This window comes from Microbispora corallina (assembly GCF_016863035.1).
GTDB lineage: Bacteria > Actinomycetota > Actinomycetes > Streptosporangiales > Streptosporangiaceae > Microbispora > Microbispora corallina.
In genome coordinates, this window is record NZ_BOOC01000002.1 from 87,127 (window position 1) to 101,507 (window position 14,381).

At 72.9% G+C, this 14,381-nt stretch carries 14 protein-coding genes; 8 read left to right on the forward strand and 6 right to left on the reverse strand.

Annotation, left to right across the window (positions count from 1 at the left end):
• Positions 1-434 precede the first annotated feature (434 nt).
• The 4 genes from Mco01_RS02570 to Mco01_RS02585 form a co-directional block, all read right to left on the reverse strand.
• Positions 435-941, reverse strand: coding sequence for a nuclear transport factor 2 family protein (locus Mco01_RS02570; protein ID WP_204055280.1), 507 nt, complete (start codon positions 939-941; stop codon positions 435-437).
• A gap of 177 nt (positions 942-1,118) precedes the next feature.
• The gene (locus tag Mco01_RS02575) at positions 1,119-1,322 is read right to left on the reverse strand and encodes a cold-shock protein (RefSeq protein ID WP_036322172.1); all 204 of its coding nucleotides are present in this window, start codon (positions 1,320-1,322) and stop codon (positions 1,119-1,121) included.
• Between the two features lie 258 nt (positions 1,323-1,580).
• Entirely contained in the window at positions 1,581-2,993 is a 1,413-nt protein-coding gene (locus Mco01_RS02580; RefSeq protein ID WP_204055281.1) for a WGR domain-containing protein, read from the reverse strand.
• Between the two features lie 117 nt (positions 2,994-3,110).
• Positions 3,111-4,025 (reverse strand): DUF72 domain-containing protein, encoded by a 915-nt coding sequence (locus tag Mco01_RS02585; protein ID WP_204055282.1) that lies wholly within the window; start codon positions 4,023-4,025, stop codon positions 3,111-3,113.
• Positions 4,026-4,158: 133 nt separating this feature from the next.
• On the opposite strand from Mco01_RS02585, the gene Mco01_RS02590 reads away from it, so the two are divergent.
• The 6 genes from Mco01_RS02590 to Mco01_RS02615 all read left to right on the forward strand — a co-directional run bounded on the left by Mco01_RS02590 (position 4,159) and on the right by Mco01_RS02615 (position 11,028).
• The gene (locus Mco01_RS02590) at positions 4,159-5,238 is read left to right on the forward strand and encodes an NAD(P)H-dependent amine dehydrogenase family protein (protein ID WP_204055283.1); all 1,080 of its coding nucleotides are present in this window, start codon (positions 4,159-4,161) and stop codon (positions 5,236-5,238) included.
• Positions 5,235-5,771, forward strand: coding sequence for a carboxymuconolactone decarboxylase family protein (locus Mco01_RS02595; protein ID WP_204055284.1), 537 nt, complete (start codon positions 5,235-5,237; stop codon positions 5,769-5,771). Before Mco01_RS02590 ends, Mco01_RS02595 begins: the two co-directional genes overlap by 4 nt.
• The gene (locus Mco01_RS02600; RefSeq protein WP_204055285.1) at positions 5,768-7,405 is read left to right on the forward strand and encodes a GMC oxidoreductase; all 1,638 of its coding nucleotides are present in this window, start codon (positions 5,768-5,770) and stop codon (positions 7,403-7,405) included. The genes Mco01_RS02595 and Mco01_RS02600 overlap by 4 nt, the downstream gene beginning before the upstream one ends.
• A 146-nt stretch (positions 7,406-7,551) precedes the next feature.
• Positions 7,552-8,346 (forward strand): maleylpyruvate isomerase family mycothiol-dependent enzyme, encoded by a 795-nt coding sequence (locus tag Mco01_RS02605; protein WP_204055286.1) that lies wholly within the window; start codon positions 7,552-7,554, stop codon positions 8,344-8,346.
• A 255-nt stretch (positions 8,347-8,601) separates the two neighbouring features.
• Positions 8,602-9,855 carry an SfnB family sulfur acquisition oxidoreductase gene (locus Mco01_RS02610; RefSeq protein WP_204055287.1) on the forward strand — a complete coding sequence of 418 codons (1,254 nt, stop codon included), beginning with the start codon at positions 8,602-8,604 and terminating at the stop codon, positions 9,853-9,855.
• Between the two features lie 18 nt (positions 9,856-9,873).
• Positions 9,874-11,028, forward strand: a complete 1,155-nt coding sequence (locus Mco01_RS02615) for an LLM class flavin-dependent oxidoreductase (protein ID WP_204055288.1) — start codon at positions 9,874-9,876, stop codon at positions 11,026-11,028.
• Between the two features lie 27 nt (positions 11,029-11,055).
• On the opposite strand, the gene Mco01_RS02620 is transcribed toward Mco01_RS02615, so the two are convergent.
• Both Mco01_RS02620 and Mco01_RS02625 read right to left on the reverse strand, forming a co-directional pair.
• Positions 11,056-11,640 carry a DinB family protein gene (locus Mco01_RS02620; protein WP_204055289.1) on the reverse strand — a complete coding sequence of 195 codons (585 nt, stop codon included), beginning with the start codon at positions 11,638-11,640 and terminating at the stop codon, positions 11,056-11,058.
• A gap of 9 nt (positions 11,641-11,649) precedes the next feature.
• Positions 11,650-12,549: an ATP-grasp domain-containing protein gene (locus Mco01_RS02625; protein WP_204055290.1), complete on the reverse strand. Its 900-nt coding sequence runs from the start codon at positions 12,547-12,549 to the stop codon at positions 11,650-11,652.
• A gap of 127 nt (positions 12,550-12,676) precedes the next feature.
• Between Mco01_RS02625 and Mco01_RS02630 the strand changes: the two genes are divergently transcribed.
• Together Mco01_RS02630 and pfkB are read left to right on the forward strand one after the other, a co-directional pair.
• Positions 12,677-13,438: a DeoR/GlpR family DNA-binding transcription regulator gene (locus Mco01_RS02630; RefSeq protein WP_204055291.1), complete on the forward strand. Its 762-nt coding sequence runs from the start codon at positions 12,677-12,679 to the stop codon at positions 13,436-13,438.
• Complete coding sequence (gene pfkB / locus Mco01_RS02635; RefSeq protein WP_204055292.1) at positions 13,435-14,376, forward strand: 1-phosphofructokinase; 942 nt, start codon at positions 13,435-13,437, stop codon at positions 14,374-14,376. The genes Mco01_RS02630 and pfkB overlap by 4 nt, the downstream gene beginning before the upstream one ends.
• Positions 14,377-14,381 lie beyond the last annotated feature (5 nt).

Consider the following 14,381-nt stretch of genomic DNA (forward strand, 5'->3'; position numbering starts at 1 on the left):
CATGGCCACTCAGGCGACGCGTGCTCGTCCAGCGACGTCCGGGCGAGAAACCGTCTGTCCAGCGGGAGAACCAAGGAGTACAGGTAGGGCCTGGCCCATTGCGGCAAGGCCGTGAGCGCCTCTTCAAGCCGCCGGCGTGGGGCCACTCCGCGGCATTCGGGGCACATACATGTCGGCGCGATCCGGTCGACGGTTCCGGGAACCACCGCCTGCGTCCAGGCGAGCAACGCCTCCGCTACCTCGCCCGGCCGCATTCTGGTGTGTTCAAGCCTGATGACCGCCGCCATGGGACGACAGCCGAGACCAGGCACCTGGTGAATCGAGGCTCTGTGAGCCTCGCACAGCGGCCCGCGCGCACGGACCCGAGAGGGGCGCCTACGCGGCATGGCCCTTTCTGATCGAGGTCATGGACGTGATGATCCCACCCCGCCTGGTCAGACGCCAGGGGTGTCCCGGCGGCGGGGAAGGTCGTCGCGGAGGGCCTCGCCTTTCCCGTCCGGCAGGCGGTGGTCCGGGGAGACCCGGGAGACGCGGGAGCCGATGGCGCCGTAGATCTGCATCTGGTCGTAGTAGATGCGACCGGTCACGAAGCGGCCTCCCTCCATCGTGTAGGCCGCCACACCGTCCACGCTGATCCGCCGGTCGCTGCGGGACGCCTCCGTGCCGCCGGGGAGCAGCAGCTGACCGGTGTGCGTCCCGGTCACCCGCCATTCCGCGACGATCCCGTCCTCGCACGAGAACCGCCGCGTCACGGTGATGCCGAAGTCCCCGAACGCCGAGAAGAACTGCTGGAAGTACCAGGCGATCTGCTCCCGCCCCTCCACGACGCACTGCGGCGTGACCATCACGCCGTCGGGGCTGAAGCAGGCGGCCAGGCGGTTCTCGTCATGCTCGTTGAGAGCACTGATCCACTCGTCGTAGAGCTCGCTGCTGTCGGGCATCGCGGTGTTCCCCCCACTCCGGATGAATGCCCAAATGGCACGAGCCGACGCTTCCCGGAGGGTGACTCGGGCACGAGAACCACGACGGCCCCGGACTCCGTGAGGAGTCCGGGGCCGGATGCCATGGGATGCCGGGCCCGCGGATCAGCGGACCCGTCATCCGGGCTCAAGCACGTTCTAGAGCGGGCGGACCTTCTCGGCCTGCGGGCCCTTGGCGCCCTGACCCGCGGTGTACTCGACACGCTGGTTCTCCTCCAGCGAGCGGTAGCCGCCGGCGTCGATGGCCGAGTAGTGGACGAAGACGTCCGGGGTGCCGTCGTCGGGGGCGATGAAGCCGAAGCCCTTCTCGGCGTTGAACCACTTGACGGTTCCCTGAGCCATACTGCTATCTCCTTGATGAGACGATCTCGAGTGCCACGGGCGTGGTCCTCTGGCTGCTGCGACCGACCGCCTTGGAAAAGCCTCGGCTCCCTACGGTGACGCCCGCTGTCATAACTCCGCGGGCGCTGTAACGCATACCGGGACTTCGACACAACCTGTACCCCTGACACTACACGGCGCGCGGCGTTCCCGCGCCATCGTCACGAGAAACCCGGTACGAGTCCCCAGCAGACCCATGGTCACGTGCACCGGGAGACGCTAAAGGAGCCGCCGGATCTCCCCGTAGGTGCGGTAGAACCCGCCGCGGCCCGAGGGGCGCACGCCCTCCACCAGGTAGCGGGCGCCGGCCTCGCGGACGTCCTTGGGGAACTGCACGTTCCACGCCTCGTACCCGGGGCTGGCCACCCGGACGCGCAGACGGTCTCCTTCGCGTACGCACTCCACCACGACGCCGTCACCGGCATGGCTGACGGTCTCCAGCACCACCGACGGCTCCAGCACCGGCAGCGACGCCGCGGCCTTGACGTCGACGGTCTCGGGCACCGTCCCCTCGCGCGCCGCGGCGATCGCCGGCTCACTCGCGTCGATGCAGGCCAGAGATCCGTCGGTGGTCACGATGTAGAGACGGTCGTCGAGGAACTGCATGGAGAAGGCCGACCCGCAGCCGGTGCCGAGCTTCCACAGCCGCTCCCCCGACGCGGCGAAGCAGTACACCGAGGAGTGGCTGTCGCCCGCGAAGACGTAGCGGCCGCCGGGCGAGGTCGCGCAGGAGTAGACGGGCCCGTCGCAGCCGTACACGGCCTCGACCCGGCCGTCGTCCTTGGCGAGCCGGTGGACGGTACGGCGAGCGGTCGCGGCGTAGACGGCGTCGTCCTCCTGCCAGCCGAACAGCACCTGGTCGGCGGACGGGGTGTGCCAGACGAGGGCGCCGTCGGAGGCGTCGTAGCGGGCCACGCCGCCGGAGTGGCCGTGGTAGACCGCGTCCTCGTCGCACCGGACCATCCAGGCGTAGTCGCCCCGGCCTGTACGCGCCCACTGGAACTCGTCCTCGTAGTCGATCGTGGTGATCCGCCCGGCGCGGTCGGAGACGCCGAGGACGCCGTCGTGGATGTCCAGCCAGTAGATGTCGACGTCGGCGGCGATCTCGTAGGCCGGCCTCGGCACCTTGCCGCTCAGGTCGTACACCTTGCCGTCGTCGCACCCCGCGTAGATCCAGAAGTCGTCGGCCACGATGCACTTGACGCCGTCGGGCAGGCGGAAGCGGCCGGTGACGGTGCCGGAGTGGGCGACCGTGTAGACATCGCCGCGCTGGTTGCCCACCCAGCAGCGCTCCTCGTCCACGAAGATCCCGAAGGCGGAGGCGCCGCTGTCGAAGCGCCACAGGACCGGCGCCTGCTGGGCCGTGGAGCGGGTGCTCGCGATCGTCCTGCGGGTGACCGGTCTGCGCTGACGCATCCCCCGAACCGCGGGCGCGTACCCCTTCCGGAGCTTCTCGCCGATCTTCCTGGCCGCCGCGGCCTGCGCCTTCTCCTCGCTGGGAAAGTCGGTGATCTTGGTCTGGCCCGCCTCGCCGATGCGCCCGTACGAGATGGTCACCCGCGTTCCTGAGACGGTCGTCTCATAGAACTTGTGCGCTCCGCCGCCGTCCTCGGACAGCTCAAGGTAGGTCATGTCCCGCCATCTCCAGATGAGGTCCGCTTGATCAATTGCCCCGGAGACTAGAGGACGGCGGCGACAATCTTCGGGCGGCGAATCCACGCCGGGAGGCGGCACTCGCCGACGGGGTGCTCAGACGTCGTCGCGCGACGGTCTCATGACATCGGCGCCCCGCTCCTCCAGGAGGTCCATCAGCCGTGCGGCGTTGCGCTGGGAGTTGTCGGCGCAGCAGTTGTTGGTCAGCACGTGCGTGGTGACGGCCCGGGCGGACAGGCCGGCGATGCGGCCGGCCCAGTCCTGGAGCTCCTCCTCGGAGTACAGGTAGCCGAACCGCTCCTCGATGATCCGGCTCGTCCACTTCTGCGAGTGGCCGTGCAGCCGGACCACGGCGAGGTCCGAGGTGGCGGCCAGCACCGGCGGGACCGACGACGGGTGCCCCTGCGGCATGTCCACCCCGACGTACGGCAGGTCGTTGGCGGCGAGGAAGCCGAGCGTCTCCTCCCGAGCGGCCCCGTCCATCCACGCCGCGTTGCGGAACTCGACGCAGATGCGCATGGGCAGGCAGCGGTCCCGGCACCCGAGGATGTAGCGGCGGCTCGCCTCGCCGGGCGGGAACCACTGCGGGAACTGGAACAGCAGCGCGCCGAGCTTCCCCGCCTCGTGCAACGGCTCCAGGGCGGACAGGAACCGCCGCCACACCTCCTCGACGACCTCCGTGGGGAGGTCGCGCGGGTAGAGGGACCTCCCGGACTCGCCGAGGCCGGCCCGCAGGTCCTTGTACAACGCCGATGGACGGGTCGGATGCCGGGTGAGCAGGGAGAACGCCTTGACGTTGAAGGTGAAGTCCTTCGGCGTGCGGTCCCGCCACAACTCGGCCGTGCGCCGGGCGGGCGGGTTGTAGTAGGTGGCGTCCACCTCCACCAGGGGGAACCGGCCGGCGTAGAAGCCGAGCCGCGCCTCGGGGGTGGAGGCGCCGGGGGGATACCAGCCGGAGGCGAGGAGCGACCGGTCGGTCCAGGAGGCCGTGCCGATGAGGATCTTGCCCATGCCCCGACCGTAGGCCGCTCCGCGCCGCCGCGGGCGCGCTTTCGGCACAGAAGCGCGGCGCCGCGGCGCCCTTCTGGCGCGCCGCCGGAATCGCGGCCTATACGCACAACCAAGCGCTTGCTACGCTCCGGTCATGGTCTCCACGATCGTTTGGGGTACCGGAAACGTGGGCCGGGCGGCCATCCCCGCCGTCGAGGCCCATCCGGCACTGGAACTCACGGCCGTGCTCGTCCACGACCCCGGCAAGGCCGGCCGGGACGCCGGCGACCTGGCCGGGCTCGGCCACTCCCTGGGCGTCGCGGCGACGGACGACGTCGACGCGGTGCTCGCCGCCCGTCCCCGTGCCGTCGTGTACGCGGCGTCCGGCGACATCCGTCCCGACGAGGCCCTGGCCGACGTCGTGCGGGCGATCCGCGGCGGGGCCGTCGTCGTCACGCCCTCGCTGTACGCCCTCTACGACCAGCGCGGCGCGCCGCCTGAGGTGCGGGAGCCGGTGCTGGCCGCCGTCGCGGAAGGGGGCGGCTCGCTGTTCGTGTCCGGCGTCGACCCCGGCTGGGGGAACGACGTCCTCCCGCTGCTGATCAGCGGGCTCGGCACCGTCGTCGACGTGATCCGCTGCCAGGAGATCTTCGACTACTCGACGTACGACCAGGCGGACGCGGTGCGCTACCTGGTCGGCATGGGACAGCCGATGGACTACGAGCCGCCGATGCTCGCCGCGGGCGTCCCGTCGATGGTGTGGGGCGGCCAGGTGCGGCTGATCGCCAGGGCGCTCGGGGCCGAGCTCGGCGAGATCCGCGAGGTCGTGGAGCGCCGCCCGCTCGACGCCACGGTGACCACCGCGACGATGGGCGACTTCGAGGCCGGCACCCAGGGCGCCGTCCGGTTCGAGGTGCAGGGCGTCGTCGAGGGCGAGCCGCGCGTCGTCGTCGAGCACGTCACCCGCATCCACCCGTCCTGCGCCCCCGACTGGCCCGTGCCGCCGGACGGCGACGGCGCCCACCGCGTGATCATCGAGGGCCGGCCGCGGATCGAGGTCACGGTCGAGGCCACCGACGAGGGCGGCAACCGGTCCGCCGGCGGCAACGCGACGGCCGCCGCCCGGCTGGTCAACGCGATCGACTGGCTCGCCGAGGCGGATCCCGGGCTGTACGACGCCCTCGACGTCCCGCTGCGCCCCGCGACCGGCAGGCTCGGAAGGAAACGGCCATGAGGATCGACGTCCCCGATGGCAAGGACCCCATCGCGTACGTGTGGGGCGAGATGGTGCCCGGCATCGGCCCGGCGGCCTCGGCGTTCTCGCTGGCGGTGTACGCCCGCACGACGCTCGGGCTCCGCGAGTTCGAGGCGGCCCGGCTGCGGATCGCGCAGATCAACGGCTGTGCCTTCTGCCTCGACTGGCGGACGGAACGGGACGGCCGGAAGGTCGAGGACGAGTTCGCCGGCGCGGTGGCCGAGTGGCGCACCACCGGCGCCTTCGACGACCGCACCCGCCTGGCCGCCGAGTACGCCGAGCGGTACGCCCTCGATCACCACGGCCTCGACGACGAGTTCTGGGCGCGGATGTCCGCCCACTACAGCCAGCGGGAGATCGTCGAGCTGACCATGTGCATCGGCTCCTGGCTGACGTTCGGCCGGCTCAACCGCGTGCTGGGTCTCGACGCCGTGTGCGTGCTGCCCGGCGGTCCCCCACCCGTCCGGGTCCCGGACCGCGCCGCCTCCCCCGAAAGCGAGGACCTCCCATGAGCGACCCCACGCCGTCCGGTGCCGGTGTCGCGGGCATCTCCCGCCGGGCGTTCATCGCCGGGACCGGCTCGCTGCTGGGGGCCGCGGCCCTGACCGGCCGCGCGCCCGCGGCCCGCGCCGCCGTCGCCGCGACGCCGATCGCCGGCGGCGCGCACGTGCCGGTCCTGGTGATCGGCACCGGGTACGGCGGCTCGGTCGCCGCCCTGCGCCTCGCCGAGGCCGGCGTCGACGTGCACATGGTCGAGATGGGCATGGCCTGGGACACACCCGGCTCCGACGGCAAGATCTTCTGCAACACCCTTCAGCCGGACCGACGGTCCTACTGGCTGCGCACCCGGACCAAGGCGCCGCTGAACTACTTCCTCGGCTTCCCGATCGACAGGGACATCCCCCGCTACACCGGGGTCCTGGACGCCGAGGAGTTCGCCGGCATCACGGTCTACCAGGGCCGCGGCGTGGGCGGCGGCTCCCTCGTCAACGGCGGCATGGCGGTCACCCCGAAGCGGGAGAACTTCGGGGGCATCCTCCCGTCGGTGGACGCGAACGAGATGTACGACGTCTACTACCCCCGCGCCAACGCCGGGCTCGGGGCGGGCCTCGTCGACCCGGCCTGGTTCGACTCCACCGCGTGCTACCAGTACGGCCGGGTCGGCCGCAAACAGGCCCAGCGGTCGGGCTTCCCGTTCGTCTTCGTCCCCGACGTGTACGACTGGGACTACATGAAGCAGGAGGCGTCCGGGACCGTCCCCAAGTCGGCGCTGGCCGGCGAGATCCTCTACGGCAACAACTACGGCAAGAAGTCGCTGCAGAAGACCTATCTGGCCCGGGCCGCCGCCACCGGCAGGGTCACCGTCTCGGCGCTGCACAAGGTCACCTCGGTCGCCCCCGCGCCGGGCGGCGGCTACACGGTCGTCATCGACCAGATCGACACCGGGGGCAGCGTCACGGCCACCAAGACCGTGACCGCGGACCGGGTGTTCTTCGCCGCCGGCAGCGTCGGCACCAGCAAGCTGCTGGTCAGGCTCAAGGCCACGGGCGCGCTGCCCGCCCTGAACGACGAGGTCGGCAAGGGCTGGGGCGACAACGGCAACGTGATGTGCGGCCGGGCCAACCACCTGTGGGACCCCACGGGCAGCCTCCAGTCGTCCATCCCCTGCTGCGGCATCGACAACTGGGCGGCCGGCGGCGCCTTCGCCGAGGTGGCGCCGCTGCCCACGGGCATCGAGACCTTCGCGTCGTTCTATCTGTCGATCACGAAAAACCCCAACCGCGCCGCGTTCTCCTGGGACGCCGCCACCGGGACCGTCGTCCTGAACTGGCAGACCGCGTGGAAGCAGCCGTCCATCGCCATGGCCAAGACGATCTTCGACAGGATCAACGCGACCGAGGGCACGATCTACCGGACCGACCTGTTCGGCGTGTACAAGATCTGGGGCGATCACCTGACGTACCACCCGCTCGGCGGCGCGGTGCTGAACAAGGCGACCGACAACTACGGCCGTCTCACCGCCTACCCCGGCCTGTACGTCATCGACGCCTCCCTGATCCCCGGCAACACCACCGTCAACCCGTTCGTCACCATCACCGCCCTGGCCGAGCGGAACATCGAGAAGATCATCGCCACCGACCTGTGACGAGCCGTACCGGCCCGCCCTCCGGGTGCCCCGGCGCCGCCGTATGATCCATGCGCCGCCGGGGCCGTGCGCGGCCGACGCGACGCGCGCCGGGCCGACGTCCTGGCCTCGCGGCGTCCCAGCACCTTCGCGGAACGGAAGACACGATGGCAGAGCGGGCCGATCAGGCGATCAAGGCGCTTCGCGCGGAACTCGACGACCTCGCCGCGCTGGTGCGCGGCCTCACGGCGGACGACCTCGGCCGCCCCTCGGGTGCCGCCGAGTGGGACGTCTCCCAGGTGCTGAGCCACCTGGGCAGCGGCGCGGAGATCAACCTTGCCGCCCTCGACGCGGCGCTCGGCGGGACCGACGGCCCGGACATGGACTTCATCAAGGGCGTGTGGGCCCGATGGGACGGGATGTCGCCCGCCGCCCGCGCCCAGGAGTTCGTCACGGCGAACGAGGCGCTGGTGAGCCGCCTGGAGAGCCTGGACGGGCGGACGCGGGACGACCTCCTCGTCCCGATCTGGTTCCTGCCGCAGCCGATCGACGTGGCGGGGTTCGCGGGCATGCGGCTCAGCGAGGTCGCGCACCACACGTGGGACGTGAAGGTCGCGTTCGACTCCGCCGCCGCCCTGGACCCGGTCGCCGTCGATCTGCTCGTCGACGAGGCCGGCCGTCTCGCCGGGTTCCTCGGCAAGGCGGACGCGCTGGGCGGCCGGCAGGTGACGGTCGCCGTGCACGTCACCGCTCCGGAGCGCTCGTTCGGCCTCGAAATCCGCGACGGAGTGGCGCTCGTCGGCGCCCCGGCCGAGCCCGACGCCGTCCTCACGGCCCCCGCGGAATGGTGGCTGCGCCTCGTCACCGGCCGGCACGCGCCGGAGCGCACCCCCGCCGACGTCCGGCTGACGGGCGACGCGCTCACCCTGGACGACCTGCGACGGGTCTTCCCGGGGTTCTGACCCTTCCGGCCCCCTTGGCGTCCGGCGACGGCAGCCGGACCCGAGGGGGCCTGCGTCCGCTCACCGCGGACGTCCGGGAGCGGGTGACGCGCCGCGGTGATGCTCACCAGACCATGGAGCAATCCCACTAAACCGGTAGGTTTTTGACAAATAGGCACATTCCTGTTTGCATCGGGCTGTGCCACTCGTCCTGATGCCCTCCCCGCCCCGCGGCCTCCTCCCCCGCCGGCGTCCGTCCGATGCCGGGAGGCGCGCATGAGCGCGCCGGGAAAGCCGGCCCACGTCATCACCGGCGACGCCGAGGCCCTCGCCGTGGCGGAGAGCCTCGCGGCGGTCTTCGCGAAGGACGCGGCGGCGCGGGACGCCGGGCGGATCCTGCCCGAGGCCGAGCTGGCCGAGCTGTCCGCGAGCGGCCTGCTGGGCGTGTCCGTGCCCCGGGAGCACGGCGGCGCCGAGGTCGGGGCGGCCACGCTCGCCGAGGTGTTCCGCCTGCTCGCGACCGGTGACCCCAACATCGCGCAGATCCCGCAGAGCCACTTCGTGTACGTCAACGTCCTGCGCGCGCAGGGGTCACCGGAGCAGAAGAGGTTCTTCTTCGGCGAGGTGCTCGCGGGCAGGCGGTTCGGCAACGCCCAGTCGGAGGCGGGAACCAGGCACGTCCAGGACTACCGGACCCGTCTCACCCCCGCCCCTGACGGCGGCCACGTCCTCACGGGCGAGAAGCACTACAGCACGGGAGCCCTGTTCGCCGACTGGATCCCCGTCCTGGCCAGGGACGCCGACGACCTGCTCCAGGTGGCGTACGTCCCCCGGGACGCCCCTGGCGTCGAGGTGATCGACGACTGGGCCGGGATGGGCCAGCGGGTCACGGCCAGCGGCACGGTCCGCCTCCGGGAGGTGCGGGTGCCGGCCGCGCACGTCGTGCCGCACCACCTGACGTTCACCGGCCCCCAGCTCCACGGCGCGCTCGCCCAGCTCCTGCACGCGGCCATCGACGTCGGCATCGCGGGCGCCGCGCTGCGGGACGCCCGGGAGTTCGTGCTGACGAAGAGCCGGCCGTGGTTCGAGAGCGGCTCCGACACGGCGGCCGAGGACCCTCTGCTCATCCAGCGGTTCGGGGAGCTGGCCGTCACCCTGCGGGCGGCGCAGGCCCTCCTGCGGGAGGCGGGCCGGGCCGTGGACGACGCCCGAGCCGTCCTCGCCGCCCACGACGCGGCGGCCAGCGCGGGATCGGACGCCACGGACGACCGGGACGCCGCCGAGGCCGCGGGGGCGGCGTCCGTCGCCGTCGCCACCGCCAAGGCGTACGCGGACCGTGCCGCGATCGAGCTCGCCGACGCCGTCTTCGAGGTGTCGGGGACGCGGTCGAGCCTGGAGGGGCTCAACCTCAACCGGCACTGGCGCAACGCCCGCACGCACACCCTGCACGACCCGGTGCGGTGGAAGGTGCAGCACATCGGCCGTTACACGCTGAACGGCACCCTCCCGCCCCGCCACGGCCTTCTCTGACCCACGGAGAGCACGACCATGACCTCGTCGCCCCTGACGTTCCACTGGTTTCTGCCCACGTACGGCGACAGCCGCTACATCGTCGGCGGCGGGCACGGCCTGGCCGCGGGCTCGGCCTCCGGCGACCGTCCCGCCACCCTCAGCTACCTCGGCCAGATCGCCCGCGCCGCGGAGGACCTCGGCTTCGCGGGCGCGCTCACGCCGACCGGCGCGTGGTGCGAGGACGCCTGGCTGACCACGGCGATGCTGGCGGAGACCACCGAGCGGCTGAAGTTCCTCGTCGCGTTCCGGCCGGGCCTGCTCAGCCCCACGCTCGCCGCACAGATGGCCGCCACGTACCAGTGGCACTCCGGCGGGCGGCTCCTCCTCAACGTGGTCACCGGCGGCGAGGCGCACGAGCAGCGGGGGTACGGCGACTTCCTGGACAAGGCCGCGCGGTACGCCCGGGCCGGCGAGTTCCTGGAGGTGGTCCGGGCGCTGTGGGCGGGCGGCCCGGTCGACTTCCGAGGTGAGCACGTCCAGGTCGAGGGCGGGCGCATCCCCCGCGTGCCGGACCCCCTGCCGCCGATCTACTTCGGCGGGTCGTCCCAACCGGCCGGGCCGGTGGCCGCCCGCCACGCCGACGTCTACCTGACCTGGGGCGAACCACCCGCGGACGTCGCCGCCAAGCTCGCCTGGATGGCGTCGCTCGCCGCCGCCGAGGGACGCTCCCTGCGGTACGGCATCCGGCTGCACGTCATCACCCGCGACACCGCGGACGAGGCGTGGGCGGCGGCCGACCGGCTGCTCGCGGCAGTCGACCCCGAGACGATCAGCAGGGTGCAGGAGGGCCTGCGGCGCAGCGAGTCCGAGGGGCAGCGGCGCATGCTCGACCTGCACGGCGGCCGGTCCGGGGACCTCCTGGTCGCACCCAACCTGTGGGCCGGCGTGGGGCTCGTCCGCGGCGGCGCGGGGACCGCCCTCGTGGGCAGCCACCGGGAGGTGGCCGACCGGATCGCCGAGTACCACGACCTGGGGCTGACCGAGTTCATCCTGTCGGGCTACCCGCATCTGGAGGAGGCGTACTGGTTCGGCGAGGGCGTCCTGCCGCTGCTCGCCGAGCGCGGCCTGTGGACGCACCCGGCTCGGGCCGCCGCCCTCTCACCGGCCGCCGTCCCGTTCGCGGGGGTCTGACCGCCTCCGGCGCCGGGGGCCCGGCGGTCACGAGGCCGGGACCCGGTCGCCGAGCGTGCGGCGATTGCGGTAGAGGTCGCGCAGGAGCAGGACCTCGGCGCCATGGTGGAGGACCTCGCGGTTGATGTGCAGGATCAGCGCCGCCAGCGGGAACTCGGCGTGCGGGCCCTCGCTCGGCCCGCACGGCCGGGCGAGGCCCTCCTCCCCGAGCCCGCGCACCCCGTCGATCCAGACCGCGTACGCCGCGTCAAGCTGACGAAGGGCCTCGGCGGCCGATCCCGCGTACGGGAAGTGGTCGTGGTGGACCGGAGGGCCGTCGAAGTGGGCGGCCGACCGCATGCCGAGGACGCCGACGATCACGTGCGCGAGCCGCCAGGCGATCGTCGTCACCGGCGCCGGGCGGGGCTCCGGCAGGGCGAAGTCGATCGCGTACTCTCCGTCCCCCACCGAGGCCGGGGCCGTGCCGGTGCCGCGGGGACGGACGCTCCAGCAGCCCGCCACCGGCTCCCAGAGGTACTCCTCGTCCGTGAGCCCGTCGAGCCGGGGACGCAGATGGTTGCGCCAGTGCCAGTCGAGCTGGTCGTGCAGGTGCGTGCTCCACGCGATGCCCATGCCGGAACCCTAGCCCGCGCCCCCGCCGTCCGGCCCCGCAGCGGCCGCCACGAGCCCGCCGATCACAGCGTCGGCGCCGGCCCCGCGGGGCAGGTCGCTCACCTGGCCGTCTCCCACCTCCACGACCCGCAGCGCGCCGTCGTCCTCCCGTACGGCCAGGTCGGAGGTGACGAAACGGCACGCAAGCGCCGCGACCGCCTCAGCCACCTCCGTCAGGGGTGGGAGGGCGGGCACCGCCGCCTCCGGCTCGTCAGGATGCGGTCCGGCGTACAGGACCTTCCCGTCCAGCCACCAGACCCGGACCTCCGGCCGCAGAAGGCGCTCGTACCGGCGCACCACCAGCCCGCCCACCAGGTCCTCGTCCCGGAGCTCCAGGAACCGGCGGGCGACGGCGGACAGCCGTGACGCGTCGGCCGTGTCGGGGACGAAGCAGGCGTCGTCCCACTCGTGCTTGCGCGACTTGACGTGGTCCTTGACGATGGCCGGCCCGCCGCCGAGCGGCCGCACGGCCGCCACGAGGTCCGCCTCGTGCGGGACCTCGCCGTACCGCAGCGGCACGACCACGGTCCGGGGCGTGAGGTGGGCGAAGAGGTCGTACCAGCCGGGCAGCTCGTGCGCCGCTTGGAACGCCGCGGAGGTCGTCAGCAGGACGCATCCCCGGTCCGCGAGGGCGCGGGACAGCTCGGCGTACTGCTCCGAGCGGACCATCCAGCCGCGGTACCAGGCCGGGCCGAACCCCTCCGGCACGCCGGCGACCGCCCGCGCCGCGTCCCCGGCCGTCAGCGCGTCGTGGTCCAGGAGCGCGAGGCGCCCGCCGAGGTCGCGTACGGCCTGGGCGTCGCGGCGGAAGTGGGCGTCGGGCGTCCTGGGGCGGAGGGGGTCGCGGCACAGGAGAAGTCCGGAGGTCACGAGCGCAGGGTACGCCGGGACGATCGGCGCGGGCGCGCCTGTTTCGTGATGCTCACCCTCTTGACGTTCCACAAATGCGGGGATAAACACATACGAAACAACATTGAAACGGCGGTGAACCCACACGATGTACGCCGAGGAACGGCAGCAGGAGATCCTGAGCGCCGCCCGGGCCGCGGGGCGGGTGGACGTCGTGACGCTCGCCGAGCAGTTCGGGGTCACCACGGAGACCATCCGCCGCGACCTCACCGTCCTGGAGCGCGCGGGCGTGTTGCGCCGGGTGCACGGCGGGGCGATCCCGGTCGAGCGGCTCGGGTTCGAGCCCGCCCTCGCCGCCCGCGACGAGGTCATGACGGCCGAGAAGGAGCGCATCGCCAAAGCCGCCCTGGCGGAGCTCCCGCAGGACGGCGCGATCATCATCGACGCCGGGTCGACCATGGGCCGCCTCGTGCAGGTCCTCCCGGCGGACCGCGAGCTCACGGTCGTCGTGAACTCGCCGCCGCTCGCGACCGCGCTGGCCACCCGGCCCTCCGTGACCGTCCTCATGCTCGGCGGCCGGGTCCGCGGGCGCACGCTGGCCACGGTCGAGGACTGGGCGCTCCAGCAGCTCTCCCAGCTCCACGTGGACGTCGCCTTCATGGCGACCAACGGCTGCTCGGTGGCACGAGGGCTCACCACCCCCGACCCGGCCGAGGCGGCGATCAAGCGGGCGATGATCGCCTCCGCGCAGCGGTCCGTGCTGCTGGCCGACCACACGAAGTTCGCCGGGAACTACCTCGCCCGCTTCGCCACCCTGGCGGACATCGACGTGATCATCACGGACGCGGGCCTCGACCTGGAGCTGGCGGCCGACCTGGCGGCGGCGGGTCCCGAGGTCGTCCGGGCATGATCCTCACGCTGACCCTGAACCCGAGCCTCGACCGCACGATCGAGGTCGGCGCGCTCACCCGCGGGGCCGTCATCCGGGCGGGCGCGGCCCACCTCGACCCCGGCGGCAAGGGCGTCAACGTGTCGCGGGCCCTGCTGGCCAACGGGGTCAGGTCGTGCGCCGTCATCCCGTACGGCGGCAGCGAGGGGCGGCGGCTCGTGGAGCTGCTGTCGGTCGAGGGCATCGACATGATCCCCGTGCCGGTGGCGGGCCCGACCCGCTCGAACGTCGCGCTCGCCGAGCCCGACGGCACGGTCACCAAGGTCAACGAGCCGGGCACGGCCCTCACGGCGGCCGAGCTGGACACGCTGGCGGCGGCCGTGCTCGACGCGGCCCGGTCCGCCGATTGGGTGGTCGCCTCGGGCAGCCTGCCCCCCGGCGTGCCGGTGGACGTGTACGCCGGGTTGTGCCGCAGGTTCGGGGCGGCGGGGATCCACCTGGCCGTGGACACCAGCGGGCCGGCCCTCGTCTCCGCGGTCTGCGCCGGACCGGCCCTCGTCAAACCCAACCGCGACGAGCTCGCCGAGGCGACGGGCGCCGACATCGCCCACCTGGGCGACGTGATCGACGCCGTCGGGAAGCTGCGGGCGATGGGCGCCCGCTCCGTCCTCACCAGCCTCGGAGCCGACGGCGCCCTGCTCGTCGAGGACGGGGGCGCCTGGTTCGGGGACTGCCCGGTCGCCGAGCCCCGCAGCAGCGTCGGCGCGGGCGACGCGATGCTCGCCGGCTTCCTCGCGGCGGGGGCCCGCGGCGAGGAGGCGCTGGCCGAGGGCCTCGCATGGGCGAGCGCCGCCGTCGGGCTGCCCGGCAGCCGGATGCCCGGTCCGGCCGACATCGACCGCACAGCCGTCCGGATCACCACCCCTGATCCGGCCCTGCCGCTCACGCCCGGGGGATGAGCGGC